At 63.3% G+C, this 11,988-nt stretch carries 10 protein-coding genes; 4 read left to right on the forward strand and 6 right to left on the reverse strand.

What is annotated here, in order from left to right; translation table 11 throughout:
• Positions 1-74 precede the first annotated feature (74 nt).
• Positions 75-1,544 carry a M48 family metalloprotease gene (locus AC0L2Y_RS30115; RefSeq protein WP_473561463.1) on the forward strand — a complete coding sequence of 490 codons (1,470 nt, stop codon included), beginning with the start codon at positions 75-77 and terminating at the stop codon, positions 1,542-1,544.
• Between the two features lie 13 nt (positions 1,545-1,557).
• On the opposite strand, the gene AC0L2Y_RS30120 is transcribed toward AC0L2Y_RS30115, so the two are convergent.
• Positions 1,558-2,415: an RNA polymerase factor sigma-32 gene (locus AC0L2Y_RS30120; RefSeq protein ID WP_352489278.1), complete on the reverse strand. Its 858-nt coding sequence runs from the start codon at positions 2,413-2,415 to the stop codon at positions 1,558-1,560.
• 325 nt (positions 2,416-2,740) lie between these two features.
• Here AC0L2Y_RS30120 and AC0L2Y_RS30125 point away from each other — a divergent pair, with 325 nt between their 5' ends.
• From AC0L2Y_RS30125 to AC0L2Y_RS30135, 3 genes are all read left to right on the forward strand, one after another.
• Complete coding sequence (locus tag AC0L2Y_RS30125; protein WP_473561466.1) at positions 2,741-3,514, forward strand: amino acid ABC transporter substrate-binding protein; 774 nt, start codon at positions 2,741-2,743, stop codon at positions 3,512-3,514.
• Between the two features lie 122 nt (positions 3,515-3,636).
• Positions 3,637-4,317, forward strand: a complete 681-nt coding sequence (locus tag AC0L2Y_RS30130; RefSeq protein ID WP_023721020.1) for an ABC transporter permease subunit — start codon at positions 3,637-3,639, stop codon at positions 4,315-4,317.
• Complete coding sequence (locus tag AC0L2Y_RS30135; protein ID WP_473561468.1) at positions 4,314-5,087, forward strand: amino acid ABC transporter ATP-binding protein; 774 nt, start codon at positions 4,314-4,316, stop codon at positions 5,085-5,087. The genes AC0L2Y_RS30130 and AC0L2Y_RS30135 overlap by 4 nt, the downstream gene beginning before the upstream one ends.
• Before the next feature lie 312 nt (positions 5,088-5,399).
• Here the strand turns inward: AC0L2Y_RS30135 and AC0L2Y_RS30140 are convergent, their stop codons facing one another.
• From AC0L2Y_RS30140 to AC0L2Y_RS30160, 5 genes are all read right to left on the reverse strand, one after another.
• Positions 5,400-5,981 (reverse strand): CarD family transcriptional regulator, encoded by a 582-nt coding sequence (locus AC0L2Y_RS30140; protein WP_006327799.1) that lies wholly within the window; start codon positions 5,979-5,981, stop codon positions 5,400-5,402.
• Between the two features lie 368 nt (positions 5,982-6,349).
• A complete protein-coding gene (gene fdxA, locus AC0L2Y_RS30145) occupies positions 6,350-6,688 on the reverse strand; it encodes a ferredoxin FdxA (protein ID WP_292664799.1) in 339 nt (112 codons plus the stop codon).
• A gap of 148 nt (positions 6,689-6,836) precedes the next feature.
• Complete coding sequence (locus AC0L2Y_RS30150) at positions 6,837-7,223, reverse strand: RNA-binding S4 domain-containing protein (RefSeq protein ID WP_473561470.1); 387 nt, start codon at positions 7,221-7,223, stop codon at positions 6,837-6,839.
• Between the two features lie 12 nt (positions 7,224-7,235).
• On the reverse strand, positions 7,236-10,631 hold the full coding sequence (locus AC0L2Y_RS30155) for a helicase-related protein (protein ID WP_473561472.1): 3,396 nt from the start codon (positions 10,629-10,631) through the stop codon (positions 7,236-7,238).
• A gap of 702 nt (positions 10,632-11,333) precedes the next feature.
• Positions 11,334-11,918, reverse strand: coding sequence for a TetR/AcrR family transcriptional regulator (locus tag AC0L2Y_RS30160; RefSeq protein ID WP_473561474.1), 585 nt, complete (start codon positions 11,916-11,918; stop codon positions 11,334-11,336).
• Positions 11,919-11,988: the final 70 nt, after the last annotated feature.

Below are 11,988 nucleotides of genomic sequence, written 5' to 3' on the forward strand. Positions count from 1 at the left end.
GCGCCCGATTTTCGCGATCACGTCCCAGGACTTGAAAGGAAGCCGATCTGCCGACCGGCATCGACAATCGGAGAGTGAAACCGCTGGCGCGCTTTCTGGCGCTGGCCGGTCTTGCCTTGGCGCTGGCAAGCTGCCAGATGTTCACGCCTCCCGACGTGCAGGAATCGGGCTTCCAGCCCTCCGACAAGCCGATCACGGTCGACAATGTCGCCGCCAACAGCAAGCTCGCCCAACTGGCGAAGGCGCAGCACCCGCGCATCCTTGCCACCTATGGCGGTGAGTATTCCGACCCCAAGCTCGAGCGCATGGTGGCCAAGATCGTCGGCAGACTGACCGTGGTGTCGGCCAACCCGACCCAGACCTACCGCATCACCATCCTCAACTCGCCCAACGTCAATGCCTTCGCGCTGCCGGGCGGCTATCTCTACATCACCCGCGGCCTGCTGGCGTTGGCCAATGATTCAGCCGAGCTTGCCGCCGTCATTGCGCATGAAATGGGCCACGTTACGGCCAACCACGGCCTGCAGCGCCAGCAGTTGGAGGCCGAAGAGGGGTTGGCGACCAAGGTCGTTTCTGACGTGCTCGGCGACAACCCGACGGCCAAGGCGGCGCTGATCCGCGGCAAGCTGAGGCTGGCCCAGTTCTCGCGCAATCAAGAGCTGGAGGCCGATGCCATCGGCATCAAGTCGATCGGCGAAGCCGGTTTCGATCCCTACGCCGCCGGCCGCTTCCTGCAGTCGATGTCGGCCTATACCGATTTCCGCTCGATCAGCGGCGCCACCGACGCCAGCCTCGACTTCCTGGCGACGCACCCCAACACGCCGCAGCGTATCGATCTCGCGCAGCGCCACGCCCGCCAGTTCGGCGCGCCCGGTGTCGGGTCGCGCGACCGCGATTCATTTCTTGCCGGCGTAGACGGGCTGCTTTACGGCGACACGCCGGAGGAAGGCTATGTGCGCGGTGAAACCTTCCTGCATCCTGGCCTCGGCGTGTCGTTCTCGGTGCCTAACGGCTTCATCATCGACAATTCGGCGGCGGCGGTGACGGCGACAGGCCCGGGCGACATGGCAATCCGCTTTGACGGCGTGTCGATCGACAAGGACCGCTCGCTGACCGACTACATCCGCAGCGGCTGGGTCGCCGGCCTCGACGACAGCAGCGTTCGCCAGGAAACGATCAACGGCAACGAAGCGGCAACCGCGCATGCCAGCGCCGATGGCTGGCAATTCGACATTGCGGTGATCCGCGCCGGCGGCCAGGTCTACCGCTTGCTGACCGCTGCACCGTCAGCCAGCACCTCGCTGAGCACGGTGGCGCGCTCGGTCAGCGGCTCGTTCCGCATCCTGAGTGCTGCCGAGAAGGCAGCGCTGAAGCCGCTGCGTATCCGCATCGTCACGGTGCAGCCCGGCCAGACAATGGGCTCGCTGGCCGCACAGATGGTCGGCGTCGACCGCAAGCTGGATTTGTTCAGGGTACTGAACGCGCTGTCGCCGGGTGCCGCGGTTTCAGCCGGCGACAAGGTCAAGATCGTCACCGACAAATAGCAGCCGACGCGATTCAGGCTGCGAGAAATTCCGGATTCTGCTTCACCAGCGCCGCCTTGAGCTTTTCCATGGCGCGCGCCTCGATCTGGCGGACACGTTCCTTGGAGATGCCGAGCGTCTCGCCGAGCGCTTCGAGCGTCGCGCCCTCGTCGCTTAGCCGGCGCTCTTCGATAATCCTGAGCTCGCGCGCATTGAGCGCGCCGAGTGCCGTCCTCAGCCACACCGAGCGGCGTTCGACGTCGATCGTATCGCCGACGACCTCATCGGGCAGTGGGTCATCCGAAACCAGGAACTCCATCCGCTCGGTTGCGCCCGCGTCGTCGGCAAGCGGCGTATTGAGCGAACTGTCGGGTGCTGAAAGGCGGGAATCCATCATCGCCACATCGGCCTCGGAAACTCCGAGAGCCGCCGACACTTCGCGGTAGAGCGTGGCATTCGACGTCTGCTCGGCGCCGTTTGCCAGGCGGGCGCGCAGGCGCCGCAGGTTGAAGAACAGCGCCTTTTGCGCCGAGCTGGTGCCGCCGCGCACGATCGACCAGTTGCGCAGGATGTAGTCCTGCATCGAGGCCCGGATCCACCAGGTCGCATAGGTCGAGAACCGCACCTCGCGCTCCGGCTCGAAACGGGCCGCTGCCTCCAGCAGCCCGACATGGCCTTCTTGGATCAGGTCGCCCAGCGGAAGGCCGTAGTGGCGAAACCGCGACGCCATGGAAATGACCAGCCGCATATGCGCGACGGTGATGCGGTGCAGCGCGTGCTGGTCATTATTTTCCTTCCAGCGCAGCGCCAGGAGATGCTCTTCGTCACGTTCCAGATAAGGGGCTTTCATCGCCGCGCGAACCATGGTCCGTCCTGCACTGTCTTCCATCATGCCGCGCTCCTGCTTCAGGCGTTGCGGTGCGATCGAATCGTGAGTTGGCGCCGATGGTTGAAATGGCGGCGCCGCGCCCTACAACAGCGAAGAACGTGCCATGCGGGGGAATGTTCCCCCGGACTGTCATGTCGATTGCGCTGTTCCAGGCGATTCGCCACCGGCCTTGACTCAGCTGGATGGCGCCGGGAGATGCTGGTTGAGAATGGGATTTCAAGGGCGCGAGATTTTTGAAATGTAGTTTCTTATTCTGGCATCGCGCATCTGTCATTTTCCGGCACTCGCAATGACGCCGGACATCGGCCAAGGACGGGATCACAGAAAAATGAAATGGCTCAAATCGCTCATTATCGCCGGGACGCTGCAGGTTCTGGCCATCGCCGCCGGTCATACCGGCGCCAATCTCGACCAGATCAAGCAGTCCGGCGTCTTCAAGGTCGGCACGGAAGGAACCTATGCGCCCTTCACCTATCATGATGCTTCCGGCGCGCTGGTCGGCTTCGACGTCGAGATCGCGCGGGCCATCGCCGAGCGCCTCGGCGTCAAAGCCCAGTTCCTCGAAGGCAAATGGGACGGGCTGATCGCCGGTCTCGACGCCAACCGTTACGATGCCGTGATCAACGAGGTCGGCATCACCGAGGCGCGCAAGGCCAAATACGACTTTTCCGATCCCTACATCGCCTCCAAGGCAGTGCTGATCGTGCGTGGCGACAACACCGATATCAAGAGCTTCGCCGACCTCAAGGGCAAGAAGGCGGCGCAGTCGCTGACTTCGAATTTCGGCAAGCTGGCTGAAACCAACGGCGCCGAACTCGTCGGCACCGACGGCTTCGACCAGTCGATCCAGCTGCTTCTCGCCGGCCGCGCCGACGCCACCATCAACGACAGCCTGTCCTTCCTCGACTTCAAGAAGCACAAGCCAGACGCCAATGTGAAGATTGCCGCGCAGGAAGAAAACGCCGACTATTCCGGCGTCATCGTGCGCAAGGGCGATCCGGAACTGGTGGCCGCCATCAATAAGGCGCTGGCCGACATCAAGGCCGACGGCACCTACCAGAAAATCGCCGACACCTATTTCGGCCAGGACGTTTCGAAGTAAAACGGCTTTCTCGTGTGGGCCGAACGCCGGCCCGCGTCGTTCATATCGCGGCGAGCTGTCTTTTGACGGCCCGCCGCTTTCGCGTGATATGAGCGACGGCAATCTGGCAAGGAGGAGCCTTCGTGCCGCACTGGCTGCAATTGATGCTGGAATCCCTGCCTACGCTGCTGTGGGCTGCACTGATCTTCACGGTGCCGTTGACGCTGCTGTCGTTTGCATTCGGTCTTGTCCTCGGCCTAGTCGTGGCACTTGTCCGGCTGTTCGGTCCCAAACCGCTGGTCGCCGTGGTCCGCTTCTACGTCTGGATCTTCCGCGGCACGCCGCTTCTCGTGCAACTGTTCCTTATTTTCTACGGCCTGCCATCGGTCGGCATCCTGCTCGACGCCTTTCCGGCAGCACTGATCGGCTTCACCTTGAACATCGGTGCCTATTCGTCGGAAATCATCCGCGCCGTCATCGGTTCGGTGCCGAAGGGCCAGTGGGAAGCGGCCTATTCGATCGGCATGACCTGGGCCCAGGCAATGCGGCGCACCATTCTTCCACAGGCGGGGCGTGTCGCCGTGCCGCCGCTGTCCAACACGTTCATCTCGCTGGTCAAGGACACTTCGCTCGCCGCCGCCATCACCGTGCCGGAGATGTTCCAGGCAGCGCAGCGCATCGTCGCAACCACCTACGAGCCGCTGATCCTCTATGTCGAGGCGGCGGCCCTCTACCTGGTCATGAGCTCCGTGCTGTCGGCCTTGCAGGCGCGGCTGGAAACGCGGCTCAACCGTTATGGCGGCTTCCTGGAGGCGCGCGCATGATCGGCCTCACCAACATCGAAAAGCGTTTCGGCGACAATTTGGTGCTGAAGGGTGTGACCGTCACCATCGAGGAAGGCAGCGTCACGGCGCTCGTCGGACCCTCGGGCGGCGGGAAAAGCACGCTTTTGCGCTGCATCAACCTGCTCGAGCTGCCGACTTCAGGCACGGTGCGGATCGGCGACGATGCACTCGAATTCCACCCCGGCGGCAGGGTCTCGACCAGGGATATCCAGCGGCTGCGGCTGCAGACCGGCATGGTGTTCCAGAATTTCCAGTTGTTTCCGCATCGCACTGCGATCGAGAACATCATGGAGGGACTGGTGACGGTGCTGAAATGGCCCAGGGAGAGGGCGCGCGAACGGGCGCTGGCCCTGCTCGAAAAGGTCGGCATGGCGCACAAGGCCGATGCCTGGCCGGCGACGCTGTCAGGCGGCCAGCAGCAGCGCGTGGCGATTGCCCGGGCGCTGGCGCCTTCGCCGAAAGTCCTGCTCTGCGACGAGCCGACCTCTGCACTCGATCCGGAACTGGCGCAGGAAGTGGTCGACGTGCTCGGCAAGCTCGCCAGCGAGGGCACGACCATGGTGATGGCGACGCATGATCTGCGGCTCGCCTCGAAGATCGCGCGGGAAGTGGTGTTCCTCGATGCCGGCAACATCGTCGAACAAGGCCCAGCTGCGGTGCTGTTCAGCAACCCGGAACGCCAGCGGACCAAGCGGTTTATCGCCACGCTGAAGCACGAGGCGGAAAGGGAGGGCGGCGGGAGCGCTTAGGTTTCGCAGGCTTGCGCCGCCCCTCATTGCCCTGCCGGGCATTTCTCCCCGTATAGTGACGGGGAGAAAGACGCCTTCGCAAAGGATTTCGCCAATCTCCGGCGTTGCATGAAATGGTGCAGAGGGTCGCGACAAGTTCCTTCTCCCCGTCACTATACGGGGAGAAGGTGCCGGCAGGCGGATGAGGGGCAGCGCGGCGCTTGCAATTCACAGGGATAGATCGACCTGCTTGGCCCTATGGGTTCAAGTCGTCCAACCCCAAAAAAACCCGGCGCGAGGCCGGGTCTTTCTGAATTCGAAGGCGAGAAAAAATCAGGCAGCTTCTTCCTGCTCAGCTTCCTCGTTGTCGGCCTTGGCGCCGCGCTTCGGGCCCTTGTTGAGGTTCACCTCGATGAGGCGCACCGCTTCGGTCTCCGACATGCGGTTGACGGCCGCAATCTCGCGGGCCATGCGGTCAAGCGCCGCCTCGTAGAGCTGGCGTTCGGAATAGGACTGCTCCGGCTGGTTGTCGGCGCGGTAAAGGTCGCGCACAACTTCCGAGATCGAGATCAGATCGCCGGAGTTGATCTTGGCATCATATTCCTGGGCGCGGCGCGACCACATTGTGCGCTTGACGCGGGCGCGGCCCTGCACGACCTTCAGCGCGCGCTCGACATAATCCTCTTCCGACAGCTTGCGCATGCCGATCGAGGTCGCCTTGGCGACCGGCACCTTGAGGCGCATCTTATCCTTCTGGAAGTCGATGACGAACAGCTCCAGCTTGTGGCCCGCGACTTCCTGCTCATCGATCGAGACGATCTGGCCGACACCATGCGCCGGATAGACGATGTACTCGCCGGTCTTGAAACCGTGGCGCGCTGCGGTGGACTTCTTCTGCGGGGTGATCGTTGCCATTACGCCCTGAACTCCTTGTTGTGGTACCGGCATCGTGCCGGCCCGAACTCGTGCGACCGGGGTGACCGGTCCTTAGCCACACAACGATGAACTCACCGGAAAGGCCAGGACCGGCAAATCGCAACATTGCGACCGCCTGCCCCAGATCGCTCTGGTCCGGATTGAGAAATTCACCTTTCAGTGATTTGGGGCGTTTGCGCCATAAATCGACGTTGTGTCACCGGCATGTTTGGCTCATGTAACACAAAAAGTCGGAAGAATCAAGGTTTTGCTGCACGCGCGAAGGCCATGCGCCGTCGCCGCCTGTCAAGGCAGTTAATGTATCACGTCTGTTACGCGGCGTCAGGCCGCCGCAGCCGGCAGGCTCGTCAATCGCCTTCGCCGGGCTCCGGGGAGAAATATTTCTCGAACTTGCCAGTTTCGCCATCGAAGTTCTTGGCGTCGGCCGGCGGCTCCTTCTTGGCGGTGATGTTGGGCCACTTCTCGGCATATTCGGTGTTGATCTGCAGCCATTTGTCGAGGCCCGACTCGGTGTCGGGCTTGATCGCGTCGGCCGGGCATTCCGGTTCGCAGACGCCGCAATCGATGCACTCGTCCGGGTGGATGACGAGCATGTTCTCACCTTCGTAGAAGCAGTCGACCGGACAGACCTCAATGCAGTCCATGTATTTGCATTTTATGCAATTGTCGGTCACGACGTAGGTCATTGGTCGGCTCCGGGACGTCCCATTTTGTTGGGCTTTTTTGGTGAGGTAACGCCTTTGTCCGCTGGTGGCAAGGGCGGCCCTTGCCAGCGGTGCCGCGGTTTCCGGAATGGAATTCCAGAGGGCCGGCAAAGCGGACGTTCGAGTTTGCTCAATCGTCGCCGAGCAGGTGGTCGGTCTGGCGGCGTTCTTTCTTCGTCGGGCGGCCGCTGCCGGCCTCGCGCAACGGCGGCACCGCATCGGGAAGCGCCTCGCCCTTGGGCACCGGGGGCGGCGACATATCCTCGTAGAGCAGGCGGGCTTCTTCGGCCGGGCCACGCCGTACGCCGGTGCCAAGGATTTTCCAGACGAAGATCCGCCGCTCCAGCGTGATGGTCAAAACGTCGCCCGGCCTGACCGTGTCGGAGGCCTGCGCTGCTTTGTCGCGATTGATGCGGACGCGTCCGGCGACCACCAGCTTGGCTGCCAGCGTGCGCGATTTTACCGCGCGCGAGAAGAACAGCCACTTGTCGATGCGCTGGCGGGCATCAGTGACCATCGGATGAGCAGCTTACTTCTTCAGCTGGTCGCGCAACGCGGCGAGCTTGGCGAAGGGCGAGTCCGGATCGAAGCGGACCGGGCGTTCCTCACGCGGCTTTGGCTGGAAGGCGGGTTTTGCGCCTTGGGCGCCGCCTTTGCCGTCCTGCCGGCCAGCCTTCCAGTCGGGCCGATTTTCGCGCCGTTCGGGACGTTCGCCTTGCGGCTTGCCGGCGCGCTGCTCCGCCGCCTCGCCTTGCGGCCTCGGCTTGAACTTGCTGCGGTCGAAGCGCGGCTTGCCGGCGCCGTCGCGCTGGTCGTGGCGCCCCTGACGGGCGGGCCCGTCGCCCGGCGTCGGTTGCGCGCCGGCATCTACCGGCGCATCGACGCGGCCGCCCGGCGCAGCTTGACCATTGCGCGCACGATTGTCCCGATGATTGTCCCGGGGGCGGTTGTCATGCTGGCGATGACGTGGGCGCTGGTCGAAACGAGCCTGCCGCCACAACAGGATGGGTTTTGGCTCCTCGGCTTCTGGAGCAGCTTCGCCGGCGACGGCTTCCGCCGTTGCTGCAGGTTCGGCCGGCGATGCTTCCGCAGTTTCGAAAACCGGCGGCTCTGCCGGTGCCGCAGCCTCAGTTTCCGCCCCAAGTTCCGCCCTTGGCTCAGCCGCTGGTTCCGCAGGCGCTTCAGCAGTCGGCTCGGCGGCGGGCCGGGTCTCTTGCGTGACTTCTGCCGCAGCTTCTGGGGCTGGAGCTTCCGCGACAGGCTCTGCCGCCGCTTCGGCTGCAGCCTCCGCAACTGGGGTCGCATCCGACACTGGTTCGGAAACCTCCGCCTGCGGCTCTGCCGCGGCAGATGCTTCCGCTATCCTCGCCTGCTCGACTCGCGCAGCCTCTTCCGCCGCCTGCTTTGCAGCGGCAGCTTCACGCGCGGCATTGTCCTGGGCTTCGAGCCGCGCCTTGACCTCGGCTGCCGGTTTGGCATCGGCGCGATAGCCGAGTCCCTTCAGGATTTCTTCCATGTCGTCGGCGGTGGCGCCGAGGATCGACATCATCGGCGGCGTCACCATGAAGGACTGACCGTCATAGGCGCCGTCAGGGCGAGGCCCGAGGCCCGGCTTCCAGTTGGTCGCCGGCCGGATCAGGTCGGCCAGCCGTTCGAGAATATCGACGCGTACGGCACGCCGGCCAAGATTGCGGTAGCCGGCAAGCTTGTAAAAGGTCTTGTCGAAGGTCGGATCGATGACCACCGAGGTGCGGCCGGAGGCCAGTGCGTGAACGACATCGCCGAAGCCGGGCTTGTCCTTGCCGTCGTTTCTCAGCGCCCACAGCAGCGTTATCAGCCCGGCCGGCGCCGGTTTGATCAACGCCGGCACGAAGACATGGTAGGCGCCGAAGCGCACGCCGAGACGGCGAAGTGCCGCGCGGCCTTCCTGGTCGAGCGACTTCATCTCGTCGGCAATGTCGCGACGGTTGATGAGGCCGAAATGCTCGACAAGCTGGAAAGCGATGCCGCGGCCGATGCCGGTGATCTGCTCGGCATTCTTGAGATCGACCAGCGGCTTCAGCAGGGATTCGATCTGGAAATTGACGAAGCGCTCGGCGCGCGCCGCAACCTTGTCGCGGGCCGGGCCGGTGAGTTGCTCGTCGGCGAGCAGAACGAGACGCGGCTTCAAAGCGTCTTCGCCGGCAACCAGCGTGCCGATCGGGGCGCCGATCCAGCGCAGCGTGCCATCCGAACCCAGCGCAATGTCGCCATTGGCAGAGGCGCCGAAGCGCTCGGCCCGCGCCTCGAACTCGGCGGCAAGCGCCTTCTGCGCCGCCGCCCGCACTGCCTTGGCGTCCTCGCCGCCGGCGCTCTGGTCGGCGGTGAAGCGGAAACCCTGCAACTCGCCGACGTGATGGCCTTCGACGAGGACAGTTCCGGTTGGGCTGATTTCGGCTTCAGGCATCGTGTTTTCTCTAAGGCGCCGCATGAGGACGGAAGTCCTGCGGTCTACAAAACGTTTCGTCAACCGCTCATGCAGCGCATCCGACAATCTGTCTTCGATTTCGCGCGTCTTTTCCTGCCAGTGTGCCCGATCGGCCAGCCAGCCGGGCCGGTTTGAAACGAAGGTCCATGTGCGGATCTGGGCAATCCTGTGCGATAGCGTGTCGATGTCGCCTTCGGTGGTATCGGCACGGCGCACCTGCTCGGCCATGTAGTTCTCGTCGACATGGCCGTGCCTGGCAAGGTCCATGTAGATGGAGGCGATCAAGTCGGCGTGCTGGGCCGGCGCGATCTTCCTGTAGTCGGGCAGCGCGCAGGCTTCCCACAGCAGCGCCACGCGTCTGGCATCGGTGGTGAGTGCCCGGACGTCCTCGTCGCGCGACAGATGCTCGAGCGCCTGCGCGTCTACTGCCGGCAGTGCGCGCGTCAGACCTTCGACCGGGGCGTTGGTCTCAATCGAGCGCTTCAGCGCATCGAGGTTGGCGAAATCGAAATGCGCGGTGCGCCACTGCAGCACTTTCACCGGGTCGAAATCATGCGCCTCGATCTTCTTGACCAGTTCCTCATCCAGCGGATCGACCTGGCCGGTGACGCCGAAGGTGCCGTCGCGCAGATGCCGGCCGGCGCGGCCGGCAATCTGGCCGAGCTCGGCCGCCGTCAGGTTGCGGTACTGGTAGCCGTCGAATTTACGGTTCTGGGCGAAGGCGACGTGTTCGAGGTCGAGGTTGAGGCCCATGCCGATGGCGTCGGTGGCGACGAGGTAGTCGACGTCTCCCGACTGGAACAGCGCCACCTGGGCGTTGCGGGTGCGCGGGCTGAGTGCGCCGAGCACGACGGCGGCACCGCCCTGCTGGCGGCGGATCAGCTCGGCGATGGCATAGACCTCGTCGGCCGAGAAAGCGACGATCGCGGTGCGCCGCGGCAGGCGGGTCAGCTTCTTCGAGCCGGCATAGGCAAGGTGCGATAGCCGTGGCCGGGTCACCACCGACACGCCCCGCAGCAGGCGCTGCAGGATGCCGTGCATGGTGGCCGCACCCAGCAGCAGCGTCTCCTGGCGGCCGCGCAGATGCAGGATGCGATCGGTGAAGATGTGGCCGCGTTCGAGATCGCCGGCGAGCTGGACCTCGTCGATGGCAACGAAGGCGGCGTCGGTCTCTCGCGGCATCGCTTCCACGGTGCAGACCGAGTATTTCGCGCCAGCCGGCTGGATCTTTTCCTCGCCGGTGATGAGCGCAACCTTATGGGCGCCGACCTTCTCGCAGACGCGCGTATAGACCTCGCGGGCAAGCAGCCTGAGCGGCAGGCCGATGACGCCGCTTTCATGCGCCACCATGCGTTCGATGGCGAGATGGGTCTTGCCGGTGTTGGTCGGGCCGAGCACGGCCGTCACGTCTCGACCCGACAGGATCAGCGGTTCAGTGTGTTTCGGATGGATGTTCATCGGCCTGGAAATAAGGCTCTCTGCCTCGCATTGTCGGGAGCGCGCCCATATTGGCCGCGTATGACAGGCGACACATAGGGATTTCGGGCGCGAAGCGAAAGCGGAATGTGCCGAGGGCGGGCCGATTGGTAGCTTCAAAGCCAAAAATCTGTTCCCGATTAACAGTTGGAACGAGTCTGGAACGAATCAGCGACGAATCACTGACTCGCGCTGATTCAGGTTTTGTTCACGGCTACATCTGGGCTTTCTGCCGGCGAATCTCACCACATGCTGAATCCCGGAAACTGGCCCGATTCATGCAGGCGGCATCCAAGCCAGCACCACGGTTAACCTTTGCCGGTGAATGATCGTGGCCGGCCAACCTGCTTCGCGCAACATTATGAAATTATTGATGTTTCCTAATGCGCCTTAATCATTTCGAGGGTGTTTTCAGCTCTCGCCGTTAACGTTCCGCTCAAAGCCGGAACGAATCGGCGACGAATCAGAGATAGCCGAAGATTCTTGGTTTGTTCACTGCAACATGTTGTGTTGTGAACAGCTTTTCCACCGAGAATCCACATGCTGCCGGGCGGTTTTTGCACAGGTTGCGCAGCGGCCGTTAACCTTTGTGTACTGGTTCGGCACACGCGGCATCATGGCCATCGGGTCGACGCGCTTAGTGCGTGAGGCTCAGAACTCGGCCAACCATGCCGAACGGCTTGTTCAGGATACGTCCGCTCCGACGGCATAGCGCTGCAATGCGGGGCCAACGTTCTGGATGATTTCGTCGTGAGACAGGGCGACGACCGGCGGGAGCCGCAGCAGGTACCGGCACATCGCCAATCCCAGCAACTGGCTGGAAATGAGCCCGGCCCGCCGGCCCGCATCGGCGGGATCAGCGACCGCCGCAACCAGGGGCCTCACCTGGTTGGCAAATACGTCGCGCACCTTTTCGGCGGCAAATTCGTTCGACGTCGCCGAACGCAGCAGAATTGCCATGCCGGTACCGTTGGTCGGATCTTCCCAGATTTCGAGAAATCGCCTGATCAGTGTCTTGCCGATGTCGGTTCGGTCGATCACCCGTAGTGCGGGCAATTTCAGATCGACGACCGCCGCCCTGGCAAACAACTCGTCCTTGCTGCGGAAATAGCGAATCACCATGGCCGGATCGATCGAAGCATGGGCCGCGACGTCACGGATCGAGGCGCCGTCATAGCCGCGTTCGGCGAACAGGAGCCTCGCGGCCTCAAGAATCTGAGCCCGGGTGCGATCCGACTTGCTGGGTTTCTTCGACTGATTCTCGGCCATGAAAATGCATATGCCAACGACCGTTGACAAATGCAATGGCTTCGGCTAAAAAGTCAACAAATGTTGACAA

The sequence above is a fragment of the Mesorhizobium sp. WSM4830 genome (assembly GCF_055811495.1).

What these genes read in the sequence shown, in the direction of transcription:
- AC0L2Y_RS30140 (WP_006327799.1), bottom strand. Translation starts at nt 5,981, where the DNA reads ATGGCAACGATCACCCCGCAGAAGAAGTCCACCGCAGCGCGCCACGGT.
- AC0L2Y_RS30125 (WP_473561466.1), top strand. Translation starts at nt 2,741, where the DNA reads ATGAAATGGCTCAAATCGCTCATTATCGCCGGGACGCTGCAGGTTCTG.
- fdxA (WP_292664799.1), bottom strand. Translation starts at nt 6,688, where the DNA reads ATGACCTACGTCGTGACCGACAATTGCATAAAATGCAAATACATGGAC.
- AC0L2Y_RS30155 (WP_473561472.1), bottom strand. Translation starts at nt 10,631, where the DNA reads ATGAACATCCATCCGAAACACACTGAACCGCTGATCCTGTCGGGTCGA.
- AC0L2Y_RS30135 (WP_473561468.1), top strand. Translation starts at nt 4,314, where the DNA reads ATGATCGGCCTCACCAACATCGAAAAGCGTTTCGGCGACAATTTGGTG.
- AC0L2Y_RS30160 (WP_473561474.1), bottom strand. Translation starts at nt 11,918, where the DNA reads ATGGCCGAGAATCAGTCGAAGAAACCCAGCAAGTCGGATCGCACCCGG.
- AC0L2Y_RS30120 (WP_352489278.1), bottom strand. Translation starts at nt 2,415, where the DNA reads ATGATGGAAGACAGTGCAGGACGGACCATGGTTCGCGCGGCGATGAAA.
- AC0L2Y_RS30150 (WP_473561470.1), bottom strand. Translation starts at nt 7,223, where the DNA reads ATGGTCACTGATGCCCGCCAGCGCATCGACAAGTGGCTGTTCTTCTCG.